Source organism: Bradyrhizobium sp. USDA 3311, from assembly GCF_054062495.1.
Window position 1 is genome coordinate 6,961,994 of record NZ_JBSSFI010000001.1, and the last position, 15,966, is coordinate 6,977,959.

General features: G+C 63.2%; 15 protein-coding genes. 6 read left to right on the top strand and 9 right to left on the bottom strand.

Annotated features, from left to right (window positions below; translation table 11 throughout):
* Positions 1–170: 170 nt before the first annotated feature.
* Positions 171–461, bottom strand: coding sequence for a hypothetical protein (locus ACVWW6_RS33600; protein WP_304565636.1), 291 nt, complete (start codon positions 459–461; stop codon positions 171–173).
* Between the two features lie 408 nt (positions 462–869).
* Here ACVWW6_RS33600 and ACVWW6_RS33605 point away from each other — a divergent pair, with 408 nt between their 5' ends.
* The 6 genes from ACVWW6_RS33605 (at position 870) to ACVWW6_RS33630 (ending at position 7,692) form a co-directional block, all read left to right on the top strand.
* On the top strand, positions 870–1,694 hold the full coding sequence (locus tag ACVWW6_RS33605; protein ID WP_456682173.1) for a metallophosphoesterase family protein: 825 nt from the start codon (positions 870–872) through the stop codon (positions 1,692–1,694).
* A gap of 6 nt (positions 1,695–1,700) precedes the next feature.
* Positions 1,701–2,867 (top strand): ABC transporter ATP-binding protein, encoded by a 1,167-nt coding sequence (locus tag ACVWW6_RS33610; RefSeq protein ID WP_456682174.1) that lies wholly within the window; start codon positions 1,701–1,703, stop codon positions 2,865–2,867.
* A complete protein-coding gene (locus ACVWW6_RS33615; protein WP_456682175.1) occupies positions 2,864–3,793 on the top strand; it encodes a carbohydrate ABC transporter permease in 930 nt (309 codons plus the stop codon). Before ACVWW6_RS33610 ends, ACVWW6_RS33615 begins: the two co-directional genes overlap by 4 nt.
* A 50-nt stretch (positions 3,794–3,843) precedes the next feature.
* On the top strand, positions 3,844–4,668 hold the full coding sequence (locus ACVWW6_RS33620) for a carbohydrate ABC transporter permease (protein ID WP_456683213.1): 825 nt from the start codon (positions 3,844–3,846) through the stop codon (positions 4,666–4,668).
* A 29-nt stretch (positions 4,669–4,697) separates the two neighbouring features.
* Positions 4,698–6,002, top strand: a complete 1,305-nt coding sequence (locus ACVWW6_RS33625; protein WP_456682176.1) for an ABC transporter substrate-binding protein — start codon at positions 4,698–4,700, stop codon at positions 6,000–6,002.
* A gap of 70 nt (positions 6,003–6,072) precedes the next feature.
* Positions 6,073–7,692: an inositol monophosphatase family protein gene (locus tag ACVWW6_RS33630; protein WP_456682177.1), complete on the top strand. Its 1,620-nt coding sequence runs from the start codon at positions 6,073–6,075 to the stop codon at positions 7,690–7,692.
* 6 nt (positions 7,693–7,698) lie between these two features.
* Here the strand turns inward: ACVWW6_RS33630 and ACVWW6_RS33635 are convergent, their stop codons facing one another.
* The 8 genes from ACVWW6_RS33635 to ACVWW6_RS33670 form a co-directional block, all read right to left on the bottom strand.
* Positions 7,699–8,076 carry an NUDIX hydrolase gene (locus ACVWW6_RS33635; protein WP_456682178.1) on the bottom strand — a complete coding sequence of 126 codons (378 nt, stop codon included), beginning with the start codon at positions 8,074–8,076 and terminating at the stop codon, positions 7,699–7,701.
* 41 nt (positions 8,077–8,117) lie between these two features.
* On the bottom strand, positions 8,118–9,242 hold the full coding sequence (locus ACVWW6_RS33640; RefSeq protein WP_456682179.1) for a zinc-dependent alcohol dehydrogenase: 1,125 nt from the start codon (positions 9,240–9,242) through the stop codon (positions 8,118–8,120).
* Between the two features lie 45 nt (positions 9,243–9,287).
* Positions 9,288–10,235 carry a sugar-binding transcriptional regulator gene (locus tag ACVWW6_RS33645; RefSeq protein ID WP_456682180.1) on the bottom strand — a complete coding sequence of 316 codons (948 nt, stop codon included), beginning with the start codon at positions 10,233–10,235 and terminating at the stop codon, positions 9,288–9,290.
* A gap of 97 nt (positions 10,236–10,332) precedes the next feature.
* On the bottom strand, positions 10,333–11,862 hold the full coding sequence (locus tag ACVWW6_RS33650) for an alkaline phosphatase D family protein (RefSeq protein WP_456682181.1): 1,530 nt from the start codon (positions 11,860–11,862) through the stop codon (positions 10,333–10,335).
* Complete coding sequence (locus tag ACVWW6_RS33655; protein ID WP_028170800.1) at positions 11,859–12,620, bottom strand: glycerophosphodiester phosphodiesterase family protein; 762 nt, start codon at positions 12,618–12,620, stop codon at positions 11,859–11,861. The genes ACVWW6_RS33650 and ACVWW6_RS33655 overlap by 4 nt, the downstream gene beginning before the upstream one ends.
* 9 nt (positions 12,621–12,629) lie before the next feature.
* Complete coding sequence (locus tag ACVWW6_RS33660; RefSeq protein WP_028170799.1) at positions 12,630–13,550, bottom strand: ABC transporter permease subunit; 921 nt, start codon at positions 13,548–13,550, stop codon at positions 12,630–12,632.
* 4 nt (positions 13,551–13,554) lie between these two features.
* Entirely contained in the window at positions 13,555–14,592 is a 1,038-nt protein-coding gene (locus ACVWW6_RS33665) for an ABC transporter permease subunit (protein WP_080667992.1), read from the bottom strand.
* A complete protein-coding gene (locus tag ACVWW6_RS33670; protein ID WP_456682182.1) occupies positions 14,589–15,920 on the bottom strand; it encodes an extracellular solute-binding protein in 1,332 nt (443 codons plus the stop codon). The genes ACVWW6_RS33665 and ACVWW6_RS33670 overlap by 4 nt, the downstream gene beginning before the upstream one ends.
* Positions 15,921–15,966: the final 46 nt, after the last annotated feature.

Below are 15,966 nucleotides of genomic sequence, written 5' to 3' on the forward strand. Positions count from 1 at the left end.
CGATGCCGCCACCCGACCGGCCCGCTGAGACTGAAGCATCCGCGCAAGGGTGCGCCCGGTCACCCGAGTGAGCGCGATTACAAAGCGGCACGCGCATATCTTTGCCCCGTAAGCGCTTCCTGTTCAGCCGAAATGAAAACCGCGGCGGGGCAAGAGAGAAGCAACGCCGGTCAGGAATGAGCTAATGACAAGAGCCTAGGAGCGGCCTCAGCAAAGATGGTCCAGCAGCTCAATTCCGTGTGAGGCGGCCGGATCATTTTGAGTGAGCTGACAAGCGGGCCGATTTGCGCGCCGCGCAGCGAGAAGGCGCCGTAACGGGCATTCGGACCACTCATTGGCGCGACCAAACCGAGCTTGACGGTGCCTTCCTCGGTCCGCTCGAAGGCACCGGAGGAGATGGCCTGAAGCCCAATCAGAGCGGTTCCGATGCAAAATCCTCGTCGGCTCAACTCGATCGTCATTTGCCCGCTCCGTTGCTACAATGATGCTTCTGATCGCGTCGTAAGCAAATGCCGACTTTCTTCTTCTGCATCAATCCGAGCGAGACCTCGCCGATCGTCAGGATGCGCGGCTCGGACATCATAGCCCGCCGATCGTGACAATCTGCTGCTCGCGCCCTGGTGATCTACGTCCTTCAGACTCCGGCCTTGAAATTACATTTGTCTCCATTGGTGATCATATGTATAATTATCGAACGCATCCAAGCCGTTTAGCGGCGTCAAGGGACGGGAGAGCGCCAGAAACCTCACGTCAAGCGACTGCGATGACTATCCCAACCTCGCGCAGCGAGAAGTAAGGCGTTTGATTCGAGCGAGAGACCGCTGCGCGCCCAACGCACGGCATGACACGCGACCTAAAGCAGAGGCGTCATGGTCCGAGTTATTCAGATTTCCGATACGCATCTCAGCCCGAGCAAGCAGCACTTCGAGGCAAACTGGGGGCCGCTTGCCCGTTGGATTGGGCAGCATAAGCCAGATCTCGTCATACATACCGGCGACGTGACGGTCGACGGGGCCGATCAAGAGACCGACGCGGCATATTGCGCGGCTCAACTGGCCTCGCTCGGCGTCCCTGTCGTGGCAGTTCCGGGAAATCATGACGTTGGCGAGGTCGGCAATCCGCATCAGCCGGTAAATAGCGAGCGGCTCGATCGCTTTCGCCGCCACTTCGGTGACGACCGCTGGCTACGCGATGCGGACGGTTGGCGCCTGATCGGCCTCAATTCGATGATCTTCGGCGGCGGCTCCGAAGACGCGCGGCAGACCGAATGGCTCGAGGCCGCGATGGCCGATGCTGCGGGGCGTCGCCTTGCCTGGTTCACGCACCGGCCGCTGTTCATCGAGTCACCGACCGAGGCCGACACCGGTTACTGGTCGGTCAAGCCGGAGCCGCGCCGCGCCCTTCTCGATCTGCTGCAACGCTACCGGGTGGAGATCGTGGCCAGCGGCCATCTTCATCGCTGGCACGAGATCCGGCTGAACGGCACGCACTACGTCTGGGGGCCGGCGGCCGGCTTTCTGGTCGGTCAGAAACTGGCGCCGCCGATGGGCGGCGCTGCACGGCTCGGGGCGGTGGTCTACGACATCGACGGCGAAAATATCGACGTGAGCATTCGTCCGGTGCCCGGCCTCACCGATTACTGGATCGACGACGTCGTGCACGAAGTCTATCCGCCGCGCGAAGCTGAGGCGTGATCTGCGATGGCCGGCCTCACATTGCGCGGCATCCATAAGGCTTTCGGCGACACATCCGTCCTCAACGACATCGACCTCGATATTGCGGACGGCGAGTTTGTGACGCTGGTTGGCCCCTCCGGATGTGGCAAGTCGACGCTCCTGCGCATCATCGCCGGCCTCGAATCTCAGGACCGCGGCTCGGTGTCGATCGGAGGGACTTCGGTGGACCATATGCGGCCTCACGAGCGCAGAATCGCCATGGTGTTCCAGAATTACGCGCTCTATCCCCACATGTCGGTGTTCGACAACATAGCACTGCCGCTCACCATGACGCGCCTCAACCTGTTCGAGCGCCTGCCCTTGATGCGTCATTTGTCGCCTCGCCGCAGGCGCGTCATGGGCGAGATCGCGCGTGAGGTGCGAGCCGTCGCCGAGCAGCTTCGCATCGAAGCTTTCTTTCACCGCCGCCCCGGACAGCTTTCGGGCGGCCAACGGCAGCGCGTCGCGCTCGGCCGCGCAATGGTGCGTCATCCGCAGGCTTTCCTGATGGACGAGCCCTTGTCGAACCTCGACGCCAAGCTGCGCGTGCACATGCGCGGCGAGCTGACCGAGCTGCACGCGCGTCTCGGCGTTACGATGATCTACGTGACACACGACCAGATCGAGGCGATGACGATGTCCGATCGCCTCGCCGTGATGGATCACGGCGACATACTCCAGCTCGGCACCCCCGCCGATGTCTATGAACGGCCAGCTACGATCGCGGTCGCGCAGTTCATTGGCAATCCTGCGATTAATCTATTTCCGGCCCGCGTGGGGCCCAGCGGCCAGGTCGAGCTGCTCGGCCGGACGCTGCCGATCGATGTTCGCAACGCGCCGGCGCCGGAACTGACGGTCGGCGTGCGCCCGGAAGCGATGCGGATCGGAAGCGGACCGTGCGTCGTCACGTGCAGATTCCGGCGCCGCGAAAATCTCGGCTCGGAAAGCATCCTTCACTTCGACCTCGTGGCCTCTCCGGAGGTCGCGGTGCTTTGCCGGGTCGACAACGACATGCCGATACCCGAGGGCCAGGCCACGCTCGCCTTTGAGCCGCGGGATTGTCACGTATTCGACCACAACGGCCGGCGCATCGAGGTGGAAAGCCGTACGGCGGCCAGCCGCGATGTGCGCCGCGCGAGCGAGGTCCGATGACCACGGTCGCGGCTCAAATCACTCCGCTCGACGCGGCGCCGCCGGCCAGCCGCCAGCGATGGATCGAGCGGTTCGCGGGCCTCGGTTTTTCCGCTCCGGCCTTCATCCTGCTGGTCCTCACGAATCTGGCGCCGCTGGCTGCACTCGCCTTCCTGAGTTTCACCAACTACGAGTTGGGCGCGCTCGATTTCTCGTTCGTCGGCCTCAAGAACTTCGGCGCGGCGCTGCAGGATCCCGTGATTCGGCGCTCGGTGACTAACACGCTGCTCTACGTGGCGATTGTCGTGCCGGGTGGCGTCCTGATCTCGCTGCTCGTCGCAATCCTGATCCACCAGCGCAAGCGCACGCGCAGCCTCTATGAGGTTATTTACTTCCTTCCTGTCACCTCGACGCTCATCGCGATGGCCACGATGTGGCAGTTCCTGCTGCACCCGACCCTGGGGCTGATCAATCACACTCTCAAGGGGCTGGGTTTCGCCGAGACAGCTTTCCTGAGCGAGCCGCGCCTCGTCATCCCGACGCTCGCCGCGATCGGCATCTGGCAGCTCGTCGGCTTCAACATGGTGCTGTTCCTTGCCGGCCTCTCGGCGATTCCCCGCGATCTTTATGAGGCCGTCGATATTGACGGCGCAAGCCATCCCATCGACCGCTTCCTGAAGGTGACGTGGCCGATGCTCGGTCCGACGACGATGTTCGTGACCGTGACGACCTTCATCACCGCGTTCAAGATCTTCGACACGGTTGCGGTGATGACGCGTGGCGGCCCCGGAGGCGCATCCGAGGTGCTCCTGTATGCCATCTATCTGGAGGGATTTCAGTACTTTCACATGAGCTATGCGGCGACGCTCACACTCGTCTTCCTGGCGTTTACGCTGGTGTTCTCGGTGCTGCAAACCTTCATCCTTGATCGACGGGTGCATTATTGACGCGTACATCGGCCACGATCGCCCGTCCGCCTACACCGGTGGCGATCCGGATGCGGCACCTCGTGTCGCTTGCGCTCGTCCATGCGGTGCTGATCGGCGGTGCCGTCTTCATGCTGCTGCCGTTCGTCTTCATGCTGACGAGCGCCATCAAGCCGCCGGGCGAGATCTTCGAGGCGACGTTCCGGCTCTGGCCGCGCCAGTTCTACGGATGGCAGAACTTCGAATCTGCCCTGAGCACCGCGCCACTCCTGCGCTTTCTGCTCAACGGTCTCATCGTCTGCGGCGGAATCCTCGTCGTCCAGCTGCTGGTCGCGATTCCCTGCGCCTATGCGCTCGCCAAGCTGAAATTTCCGGGACGGCCGATCTTGTTTTCGCTGGTCCTGCTCGGACTCTGCATTCCGGTCCAGGCGCCCTCGCTCCCGCTCTACATCGCGTTCGCCGAGCTCGGCATTCTCAATACTTACCTCTCGATGATGATGCCGTTCTTCCTGTCGGTGTTCGCGATTTTCCTGTTCCGCCAGTTCTTCAAGTCCTATCCGGACGAGATCATCCAGGCCGCTCGGCTGGACGGTGTCGGGGAGTTCGAGATCGTGTGGCGCATCGTCGTGCCGAGCGTCTGGCCGGCCATCGCGGCGTTTTCGATCTTCTCGGTCGTGGCGCACTGGAACGACCTGTATTGGCCGCTCATCGTCGTCTCCGACACCAAGCTCGCAACGCCACCGCTCGGCATGATGTACTTCGCCGATTCCGAGCTGGGCTCGAATTACGGGACGCTCGCCGCCGGCGCCACCATCATCACGGCGCCGCTGGTCATCGCCTTCCTAATTGCACGGCGGCATTTCATCGCCGGCATCACGATGACCGGAATCAAATGACTTCAACCACCGCCAGGGGAGACACCGCCATGCTGCATCGCCGAGACCTCCTGAAGAGTGCCGCGGCCGTCGGGACGACCGCGCTTTCAAGTTCGTTTCTGACGCGGTCGGCCTACGCGCAGGACGTTACGCTGGATGTGCTTTATGCCTTTCCCGCTTTCGCCAAGTTCCATGAGCCGATCGCACAGGAGTTCATGAAGCGGCAGTCGAGCATAAAGATCCAGTTCCGGGCACCGGCGGCGAGCTATGACGAAGGTCATCAGACCATGCTGCGGCAGGCCGTCACCAACCAGCTGCCGGACGTGTACTATTCCGGTTACCACCTGCTCGCCGAGCTCGTGCGCACGCTGGTGAAACGAAACCAGATCACCGAGGTCGCCTCGCTGCTGCAGAAGGAGGACGTCGCCTGGCGCAAGGCCAATTACTCCGACGGGATCCTGGCCCTCGGGGCGGTCGACGGCAAGATCTACGGCCTCGCTTTCAACGCGTCGCTGCCGGTCATCTATTTCAACGCGCAGCTCGTGAAGGAGGCGGGCGGCAATCCGGACAAGATGCCCGACAACTGGACGGACATGATCGCCCTCGCCGTCAACATCAAGAGCAAGGGGTCCGATGTCGCCGGCATCGCCTATAACATCCACGACTGGCCCGACGACTGGCTGTTCCGTTCCCTGATCCTGCAAGGTGGTGGCCAGATGCTCGATGCGTCGGAAACCGCTGCCGGTTTCGGCAACGACGCCGGGCGCAACGCGCTCGCTCACTGTCGGAAGTTCGTAGCCGATGCCAAGATGCCGTTGATTGATTGGGACTCCTCGCGTCAGCAGTTCATCGCCGGGAAGATCGGCATTTTCGCCGACACGCCGGCCCGGTTGCGCCAGGTCACCGACCTGATCGGCGACAAGTTCACCTTGCGCACCTGCACCTTCCCGATCGACGACAAGCAAAAGGGTGGGCTGCCCACCGGCGGCAACGCGGCGATCATCACGGCGAAAGATCCGGCGAAGCAGCAGGCCGCCTGGGAGTTCCTGAAATTCGTGAGCGGACCGGAAGCGCAGAAGATCGTGGTTGAGACCACGGGCTACATGCCGACCAATTTGCGCGCCTCGGGGCCCGATTTCCTGGCTCCATTTTACGACAAGAACCCGAACTTCCGCACCGTCTCGCAGCAGATCGAGCGCGCGAAGCCTTGGCAGGGCTATCCAGGCGGACAGTCCGTGAAGATCTGGCGCACGCAGCGCGAGATCATCCATGCCGTCATGCGCGGCGAGACGACCGCCGAGGCCGGGCTCGATCGCATGGTCAAGGAAAGCAACGCCTTGATGAAGAGTTCGTAAGCAACGGACAGCCGGCCACAGCAGGTGGCCAAGCGCTGGTAAAGGCCGTTCTCCCCGGAACAGGACTCCCGTGTTCATCATTGCCCAGCTGAGCGATTTCCATGTGCGTCCGCATGGCAAGAAAGCGTACGGCGACATCGATACCAACGCGATGTTTCACGACGCGATCGACGCCGTGCTGAACCTCGATCCGCAACCCGACTGCGTCGTGGTCAGCGGCGATCTGACGGATTGCGGGCTCGAGGAGGAATACGAGATTGTCGCGGCTGGGTTGGCCAGACTACCGATGCCGGTATTCGTCATTCCCGGCAATCACGACCGGCGCGAGCGGTTCATACAGTCGCTGCGGCCACGCCACCGCTATCTTCCGTCCGACGGCTTCATCAACTTTGTCGTGAACGATTTCCCGGTCCGGCTGATTTTCCTCGACAGCGTCGAGGCCGGACGGACCCACGGGACTTTCTGCGCGGCACGGCAGCAGTGGCTACGCGAAGTGCTCGCGGCTGGAGGCGGCAAGCCGACGGTCATTATCATTCATCATCCGCCGTTCCTCGTCGGAGCCGACGGGATGGACGAGCTGGGTATCAGCGAGGCTGCAGCGCTCAACGCAATCATCAAGGACCATCCGGATATCGAACGCGTGCTGTGCGGTCACTATCACCGCTCGATCACGGTGCGCTACGCGGGGACCGTGGGCTACGTGGCGCCAAGCACCGCGCACCAGGTCGCGCTCGACCTGCGGCCCGGCCGTGGTAACCGCTTCATCAAGGAGCCGCCGGGATTTGCCTTGCACCATTGGCGGCCGGACATGGGCATCAGCAGCCATCTCGTTCCGATCGGAGATTATGGTCGCCCGTTCGACATCGCGCCCGATCAGGACGATCCGGGAATCGAGGAGCGCAAGAGCCTTCCGACGCTGTTAGGCCGCGCAGAGGCCGTTGTTGCCGAGGCTGCGGCCAGGCTGGTCGCGATGCAATCCACCCCGTTGCGCACAGAGCGCAAGGACGGGCTCGATATCGTCACCGAGGCGGATCTTGCCTCCGAGGCGATCGTCGTCGCGGGCTTGAAGGCGCTGACGCCCGATGCCGGCATCCTGGCCGAGGAGAGCGGCGCGAGCCAAGGGGACAATGCTGCGCGCTGGATCATCGATCCGCTCGACGGCACGATCAACTACGCGCGGGGACTGCCGTGGTTTTCCGTGACGGTCGCCTACGAGGTCGGCGGTGAGACGAAACTTGGCCTGATCAACGCTCCCAAGATCGGACTGACTGCGCGCTATCTCGCGGGGGAAGGTGCAACGATCGATGGCGTGCCCGCCCGCGTCTCCACGACGCGTTCGCTGTCGGATGCGGTCGTCTCGGTGATTCTGACCTCGCATTTCTCGCTCGACGAAGTCCAGCGGACGACACGTGTCATCGAACTGCTCGGCAAAGTGGCGCGCGGCGTGCGTATCGTCGTCTCGGGCGCCTTCGAGACGACGATGGTGGCCTCGGGTCGCCTGGACGGCTTTGTCTCCTTGAAAGCCGACATCGTTTCGCACGCTGCCGCGTTGCCGATGGTGTGGGCCGGCGGCGGGAAGGTCACGACACTGACGGGGCGTCCGTGCCGCAACGACGATCTCGACAAGATCGCCTCCAACGGATTGATCCACGAGGAATTGCTGGCGCTGTTGCGCCGGGCGCTGGAGTGACCGGGCTTATCTCGGAAACAGCTTATCGCGGATGTAGCGCGAGGTCGGGGTCAGTCTGGCGCCGCGCGGCTTGCGCCAAACCGCTCGATCGATCTCCTTCTTGTCGCCGACCTTCAGGCGCCCCGACACCTTCTTGGCCAGGAAGATCGCATCACTCATCCACCGGCCGGTTCGGCTCTTTCTCGCTTTCACTTCCTTCCATAGTTTCAACGGCCCGAGCTTCAGCTTGGGAAGCTCCTCCTTGATCTCACGACGAAGGCAGCTCCTGTCGCTCTCGCCTGCTCTCCTTCGGCCGCCGGGAAACATCCAGAGCCCGTCGCGCCTGCGGCGCACCATGAGAACGCGCCCTTTTTTTGCGACGACCAACTTCGACGATTTCGCCATTGGCACCAGTCCTGCCGAGCACTTGCGAGATAGTGCTCAATCTACGGGCAGATGATCGCCTTGATGATGCCATCGCGCCGCGCGACCTGCTGCTCGAACGCGGCAGGCGTCTGGTCGAGCGAGAATCGATGCGTGGCCAGCGGCGCCAGCTTGACCTGCCCGCCTTGCGCAAGCGCGATGGCGCGCGGATAAACTTCCGGCATGCGTCGTGAAAACTTGATCGACAGGCCCTTTCGACGCGACTCCGCGCCGCTGAGGATGTACTGATTATTCTCCGGGATGCCGACGAGGACGACCCGGCCACCGATACGGGCGCAGCGCGCCGCATGCTCGAAGCCGTGCGATGAGTCGGTTGCCTCGATCACCAGATCGACGCCGCGGCCTTCGGTGGCGTCACCGACCTCGGCGTAGCTGCGGCATGCTACGTCCGCCCCGAGGTCGCAGGCCAGTTCAGTACGCTGCTCGACGGGGTCGATCGCGATGATCTTTCCGCTACCTGCAAGCCGCGCCAGTTGCACGAGCAGCAATCCCACCGGCCCGCAGCCGAGCACCGCCACGCTTTCCAGAAGCCGCGGGTGCGCCAGATCCATCGCATGGATCGCGACGCCAAGCGTCTCCAAGATCGCCGCGCCGGCCGGGTCGATGCTGTCAGGCACCAGATGCACGGCGGATCGGGGCACGCAGACAAATTCGGCCATGGCGCCGTTGTGAGGCGCGTAGCCCAGGAATTTCACGTTGGGGCAGAGATTGGTGTGACCGCGGTGACACCATTCGCAACGGCCGCAGGGAATGGAAGGATCGACCGCCACCAACGCGTCGGCCGAGAACCCCGCTTTTCGCGCCGAGTCCGGCGTGAGGACACCCGAGAACTCGTGGCCCAGGACGAATGGTCTGACGCGCGTCGGGCCAGTTGTTCCGCCCTCGAGATAGGAATGCAAGTCGCTGCCGCAGACGCCGACGGCCTTGACGCGGACGATGAGCTCGTCCTCCGCTAGCGGCCTCGGCTCGGGGATATCGAGGACGCGGATATCACGAATGTCCTGGAGCACCGCAGCGCGCATGTCGACGCCATCCTTCTGAGCAATTGTCTCCCCTATATTACATATGTAACCGTGGGGTGACAAATGCTTTTGCAGGCGTTTCGGCCCGCGCGCGGGCTGTCGCACCCGGTGCTGAAGGCGCGGGATCCCGTCTCCGTTGCGAGAATGCGGCTATTTTTGCTTGTCGATCAGTTTCAGCGCGGCGACGGCGGTGTTCTCGTCCGTCACCAGCACCTTGCCGATCCGGCCGCGCAGCACCGCGGCGATGATCGGCGCCTTGTTGAGCCCCCCGGCGATCAGCATCGACGTCGGCACGCGTGCCAGCTTCTCGAGCGGCAGCGCGATGGCGCGGCTGTTGATGCCGTGATCTATGGGCCGGCCGGTCTTGTCGAGAAACTGCGCCAGGACGTCGCCGACGGCACCTGCCGCCCGCAGGTGTTCGGCACGAACGTCCGGCGGCAGCCCATGCCGCATCAGCAGCGAGCGCGGCGTCAGATCTCCCATGCTCAACAGCGCTAGATCGATCTTCTCAACGCTGTTCAGCACCTCCTGATAGACCTCTTGGGCCAGGAAGGTGTCGCGCGAGCGCCGGCTGCTGACAAAGATCGGGGCGGCCAGATAGCTGCACTGGGCGTGCAGCCGGTGCGCGAGCTCACCCGCAATCTCGAAGGTGTTGAGCTCGAGTCCACGCGACAGGCCCCCCATCATGGAGACGATGGAGAGTTCGGGATAGTCCGCCAGCGTGACGTAACGGATGGTCTCACGCAAGGTCGCGCCCCAGCCGATACCGATGATGCGCGGCCGCTTCTGTTCGAGGAACTTCGATAAATACGCGCCCGCCGCCATCCCGATCAGGCTGCCGACCTGCTCGGGATTCTCCGGGCTCGGGATGACGACCGCATCCTCGAGACCGCATTCCCGGCGCAAGCGGTGCTCCAACTCCGTGCAGCTCGCAAAGGCGGAGTTGAGGCGGATGTTGACGATACCGGTCTGCCGGGCATCCGACAGCATGCGATTGACGCGAGCGCGGGTCAGCCCCAGCCGCTCGCCGATCTCGGCTTGGGTCAGGTTCTCCATGTAGTAGAGCCAAGCGACCCGCAGGATGGTTTGATCAGTCACGGCGCAGCCCCCCGCAGCGGCCTCAAGGCACAGTCAGACGTCGGAGCATTTGAGGCGATCTTTCGTTGGTCGTCAAATCTCTGCCATGCGGATTTCGTCATGCGGCCTTCGCGCCCGGCACGCCATCCTCGACCACAAAGCTCGTCAGCCGGCGCACGGCGCTTCCCGCGTCCTTGACGTCGTCGAGCGCCTCGAATCCCATAGTGCAATGCCGGGCGTCGAGCTCCACGGTCGCATAGCCCCGCTTGTCGCCACGCGCATAGACCAGATGTGGATTCTCCGCCAGCGCCTTGCGCACGCTGGCTTCGCTCGGACCGTCTGAGGTGATCGACGTGCCGACGAACTCGGTCGCAATGGTCGGTCCATCCGGCCGGGCGAAATCATGCTTCAGATCGGCGGTAAAGAAGGCGTGGCGGTCGCCGCCGATCACGATCGGATTGCGCGGGCGATGCGCCACGAGCGAATCAAGAAGACGGCGGCGTGCATTGGGATAGCCATCCCAGCCGTCCATCCAGAAATGCGCGCCATCGTCCCCTTCCCGCTTGTCCTGCGCCATCAATGTCTGCTGCGCGACGATGGTCCAGCGGCCGCGGCAATCGCGCAGGCGCGCATCGAGCCATTGCTCCTGCTCCTGGCCCAACATCGTCCGCGCTTCGTCGGTCCGGCCTGCACAGTCCCTCACCCAAGTCGGCCGCCCGCTTCCGACACAGGCGGATGTCGAGCGATACTGCCGATCGTCGAGCAACAGCACGTCGAGCGTCTCGCCGAAGCGGTAGTGCTCATAGATCGTGGCGTCCGCGCCGCGGGGCCGCGCCGAGGGCGGCAGCGGCATGTGCTCGTAATAGGCCTGATAGGAGGCCGCGCGGATCTTCAGGAACTGAGCGGCATCGCGCACGGTGTAGGAGCGATCATTGGCATAATCGTCCATTACCTCGTGGTCGTCCCAGACCGAGAGCCAGGGAAAGGCGGCGTGCGCCGCTTGCAGGTCGGGATCGCCCTTGTAGAGCGCGTAGCGGTTGCGGAATTCCTCGAGCGTCGTCGGAATTCCAACGCCATGCTGGCGGACGTGGCGCGATCCCCAGGATTTCTCGTAGATGTAGTCGCCCAGATGCATGACGAAGTCGAGATCGCGCGCGGCCATGTCGCGGTAGGCGGTAAAATAGCCCTGCTCGTATTGCTGGCAGGATGCGAAAGCAAAACGTAAAGGCCGCGCCGCCCTGGCGGGCGCGGTGCGGGTGCGTCCGACCGGGCTGAGCGCCGGGCCGGCACGGAAGCGATACCAGTAGACGCGGTCCGGCCGCAGCCCCGTCGCCTCGGCATGCACGGAATGCGCAAGCTCCGCGGTCGTCCGCACGACGCCGTGGGAGGCGACGCGCGAGAAGGCCTCGTCCTCCGCAACCTGCCATTCGACGTCCACTGCCGCGTCCCGCATGCCGCCGCCCTCGAGCGGCTGCGGAGCAAGGCGGGTCCACAGGATGACGCGATCCTCACGCGGGCATCCGGAGGCGACGCCGAGCGTGAAAGGATCTGCGCTGAATGAGACCGGCGCTGCCCGCACGAACCCGGCGGGCGCGGCCAAGGCGGCGCTCGCCAGCGATCCCACGAGAAAGCGACGGCGGGGAATCATGGGCGCGCCGGCATCGTTTCGAGCCTGCGGCGAATGCTCACGGCGAGATCCGGCCGATCGGTCGTGATCTGCCGCACCGGTTGGGCAAGCCAGTAAGCGATCTCCTCTGGCTCGTTGGTCACCCATGCACCGAGACGCTCGGATCCGAGCATCTTGAGGGCGAGCGGCAACGCGAGCCCCAGGAGTGATTTTTCGACCGCGACGATGCAGCCGGGAATGGCGGCCAATTGAGCAAACGCGGGCTTAATTCCGCCCATCATCTCTGCCGAACGACGGTCGAGCGAAACGAGCACCCGCGCCTCCGGCCACCGCCGGAGCACGGTCTCGATCACGCCGGGCACGAAGCAGGTGATGACGGCACGCCGTTCCAGGCCCCGGCGCTTGATCTCGCTGATCAGCCGCGCCTCGAGGCCCGAATAGGAATTGCCAAGCGCATCCGTCTTGATCTCGATGTGGAGTTCGAGCTCGGTTTCGCTGAACACGTCGAGCACCTCGTCCAGGGTCGGAATGCACTCATCACCGGCATCGCGAAGACGTGTTGCCGTCAAGCGTCGCAGGCTGCGCTCGCCCACCGGTCCGCTCTCGAATGTGGTGCGGTCGAGCAGCGGATCATGGATCACGACAAGCCCGCCGTCCGTGCTCTGATGGACGTCGAACTCGACCGCATCGACGCCCTCCTTGCACAGGTTGCGGAAGCCCGTCAGGCTATTCTCCGGCCAAAGATTGCGTCCGCCGCGATGCCCGGCGATGAAAACCATGATCAGTCCCTATTTGCTGCTGTCGATAAGACCCTTGATGAACCAGCGCTGCAACAATAGGACGACCAACACCGGCGGCAACATCGTGAGGAGCGCACCACTCATGGCGATGTTCCAGGCCGGCTCACTGTCGGAGCGGGGGATCAGGCCCTTCAACGCAATGACCGCCGTTACCATGTCCTTATCGGTCGTGAACAGCAATGGCCAGAGATATTGATTCCAGCCGAACAGGAACAGGATGATGGCGAGCGCCATCATGTTCGGAACGGACAGCGGCAGCAGGATGCTCCAGAAGAAGTGCAGCGGCGAGGCGCCATCCAGCCTCGCCGCCTCGCACAGCTCCTCCGGGATCGTCAGGAAGAATTGGCGAAAAAGGAACGTGGCAGTGGCTGAGGCGATCAGCGGAAGGATCAGCCCCGGATAGGTGTTGACCATGTTCCATTCGAGCGTGATCGCGACGTCGTGACCACTGATCCAGCCCCAGAGATCCGCGGCATGCAGCGTGTCCAAGAGCCATTGCAGGGGCAGCGCCGCATTTGCCACGGCTTCGAAGGTCGGCACGATCCGGACCTCGATCGGCAGCATCAGCGACGTGAAGATCAGCCAGAATGCGAGCATTCGATAGCGGAATCGGAAGTAGGTGATGGCGAAGGCCGAGAGCAGCGATACCGCGATCTTGCCGGCCGTGATGCCGAGCGCCACGATAATCGAATTGGCGAAGGTGCGGCTGAAATTGCCCTTGCTCCAGGCCAACTGCAGATTGTCGAAGAACTGGCCTCCCGGCAGCCATGGCAACGGCACTTTCTGCACCTCGGCCACCGTGAGCGAGCCAGCCACGAACGCGAAATACAGCGGTACGCAGACCATCAGCGCGCCGGCGATCAAGATCGCGTGGCAGAGCATGTTAAGGACCGGTGAGCGTTCCACCATGCGGCTAGACCCCGTAGTTGACCTTGCGGTCGAAGTAGCGGAATTGCAGCAGCGTGCAGATCAGCGCAAAGCTCATCAAGAGAACCGACTGTGCAGCCGAAGAGCCGAGATCGAGATTGACGAAGCCGTCGACGAAGACCTTGTAGACCAGAATGTTGGTTGCACCGGCCGGGCCGCCTTTGGTCACGGCATCGATGATGGCGAAGGTTTCGAAGAAGCCATAGATGAAGTTCATCACCGTGAGGAAGAAGATGGTCGGCCCGAGCATCGGCAGCGCGATCGAGACGAAGCGGCGGATCGGTCCCGCGCCATCCACGGCGGCAGCCTCCATCAGCGACACCGGCACCGCGAGCAACCCCACGACCAGAAAGATGTAGTCGTAGCAGATGTGCTTCCATGACGCGGCCAGCGTCACCAGGATCAGCGCATCGGTCGGATTGAGGTTGGGGTCCCATGCAATACCGAGCCCGTGCAGCACCTGCGCGAGCGGGCCGACCGCCGGATTGAACAAAAAGGCCCACAGGATGCCGGCGATCGCCGGCGCGATGGCATATGGCAGCAGGATGATCGTGCGATAGGCCGAACGGCCGCGTACGATCCTGTCAGTGGCAAAGGCCAGCACGAGCGCGCTGCCCAATGTGAGCACGTTCTGCGCCACCGTGAACCAGAACGTCACCGCGATCGACTGGCGGTAGTCGTTACTCGCAAGCAGCGTCTTGAAATTGTCGAACCACACGAACTGGACGTTGGTCCCGAACGGATCGCTGAGCAGAACAGACTGCATCAGCGCCCGCAGCGACGGAATGAAGAAGAAGAACAGCAGGATCAGCAATTGCGGCAGCAACAGCAGCGTCGGCAGGCCGGGACCGTCGCCGAAATTGGCCCGCTTCAGCCCGGCCTCCTCACGCCGCCGCGTTCTCCCTGACGTATGCGATCTGCCGGCGGCAGCCGCCGGCACGGCCTTGGACCCACCGCCCCTGTGCCTTCCCTGAAGCACGGGTGCGCGTGCCTCGCGCCACGGGATGGACAGGCGCGACGTCATGGACGATCGGCTTCCGGAGTCTTCCCGGCATTCAGCTTTTCGAACTGCCGCAGGATCTCGTTACCCCGCTTGACTGCGTCATCCATGGCCTCCTGCGGCTGCTTCTGACCGGCGAACACCGCCTCGACCTCCTGGCGCTGGGCCAGCATCGTCTGCACGAAGTTGCCGAAGCGGAAGCCGCGCGAGTTCTCGTTCGGCGTGCCGCGCGAGAGTTGCAGCACCGCGATCTCCCTGGTCGGATGACCCTTGTAATAGCCCCGCTCCCGTGCGAGCGCATAGGCGCGATTGGTGGCGGGAACATAGCCGGTTGCGCCATGCCACCAGACCTGGGTTTCCGGCTGCGCGACGAAATCCAGAAAGGCTGCGACGGCCTCGTATCGCTCCGGCGTGTGGCCCTTCATGACCCAGATGGCCCCACCCCCGATGGTGCTATTGAGAGGCGGATTGATGTCGCTCTCGTGCGGCAGGAAGGTGGCGCTCCAATTGATGGTCGCATTGCGCTCGATGTTGCCGTGCGATGCGGTCGAATTGACGAAGGTAGAACACCGGCCCGACGTGAACAATTGTTCGGGACTGAAGCCCTGGCCCGCGATCTGCATCACGCCGTCGTCGAGCCATTTCTTGAGCCGTGCGACTTGCGAGACCACCTTCGTCTTGTTGTAGACGAACTCGGTGCCGAGCCCGTCGAAACCGTTCGCGAGCGTACCGTAAGGCTGGTTGTTGATGGCGCTGTAGTTCTCGAGCAGGCTCCAATAGAAGTCGCCGGGCAGCACCGTGCCGCACTCGCTGATCCCCTTGGACTTGATGGTATAGAGCTGCTTCTCCAGCTCCTGCCAGGTGTCGGCCGGCTTGTCAAAGCCCGCCTTCTGGAAGTGATCCTTATTGTACCAGAAGATCGGCGTCGACGAGTTGAAGGGCATCGCCGACATCCGGCCCTTGTAGCTCCAGAAGCTTGCCACGGGTTTGACGAAGTCCGAGAAGTCGATCTTGTAACCCTTCTGCTCCACCAGATCCTGCACGGGGACAATGGCCCCTGAAAGCAGCATCGTCATGTAACCGCGCTCGGCGATCTGCACCATCTCCGGCGGCCGCTTGGCGCGATAGGCGGCGATCACGCCGTTGGTCACCTCATCATAGTTCCCCTTGGCGACCGCGACGACCGTGTACTTGTCCTGCGACTTGTTGAACTTCTCGACCAGCTCATTGAGCCGGTCGCCGAGGACGCCACTCATGGCGTGCCACCACTGGACCTCGACCCGCGCCTGCGCCGGACCAACCAATGCCAACGCGCCGAACAAGGCCGCAATGAATGCGACTTTCCTACCCATGGGCAGCCCTCCCTCGCCGGGCAAAAAGACCCGGATTATACATTTG

Bases quoted from the DNA above. Each gene is read 5' to 3' on its own strand.
- ACVWW6_RS33600 (WP_304565636.1), bottom strand. From the start codon at position 461: ATGACGATCGAGTTGAGCCGACGAGGATTTTGCATCGGAACCGCTCTG.
- ACVWW6_RS33605 (WP_456682173.1), top strand. From the start codon at position 870: ATGGTCCGAGTTATTCAGATTTCCGATACGCATCTCAGCCCGAGCAAG.
- ACVWW6_RS33610 (WP_456682174.1), top strand. From the start codon at position 1,701: ATGGCCGGCCTCACATTGCGCGGCATCCATAAGGCTTTCGGCGACACA.
- ACVWW6_RS33615 (WP_456682175.1), top strand. From the start codon at position 2,864: ATGACCACGGTCGCGGCTCAAATCACTCCGCTCGACGCGGCGCCGCCG.
- ACVWW6_RS33620 (WP_456683213.1), top strand. From the start codon at position 3,844: ATGCGGCACCTCGTGTCGCTTGCGCTCGTCCATGCGGTGCTGATCGGC.
- ACVWW6_RS33625 (WP_456682176.1), top strand. From the start codon at position 4,698: ATGCTGCATCGCCGAGACCTCCTGAAGAGTGCCGCGGCCGTCGGGACG.
- ACVWW6_RS33635 (WP_456682178.1), bottom strand. From the start codon at position 8,076: ATGGCGAAATCGTCGAAGTTGGTCGTCGCAAAAAAAGGGCGCGTTCTC.
- ACVWW6_RS33650 (WP_456682181.1), bottom strand. From the start codon at position 11,862: ATGATTCCCCGCCGTCGCTTTCTCGTGGGATCGCTGGCGAGCGCCGCC.
- ACVWW6_RS33655 (WP_028170800.1), bottom strand. From the start codon at position 12,620: ATGGTTTTCATCGCCGGGCATCGCGGCGGACGCAATCTTTGGCCGGAG.
- ACVWW6_RS33660 (WP_028170799.1), bottom strand. From the start codon at position 13,550: ATGGTGGAACGCTCACCGGTCCTTAACATGCTCTGCCACGCGATCTTG.
- ACVWW6_RS33665 (WP_080667992.1), bottom strand. From the start codon at position 14,592: ATGACGTCGCGCCTGTCCATCCCGTGGCGCGAGGCACGCGCACCCGTG.
- ACVWW6_RS33670 (WP_456682182.1), bottom strand. From the start codon at position 15,920: ATGGGTAGGAAAGTCGCATTCATTGCGGCCTTGTTCGGCGCGTTGGCA.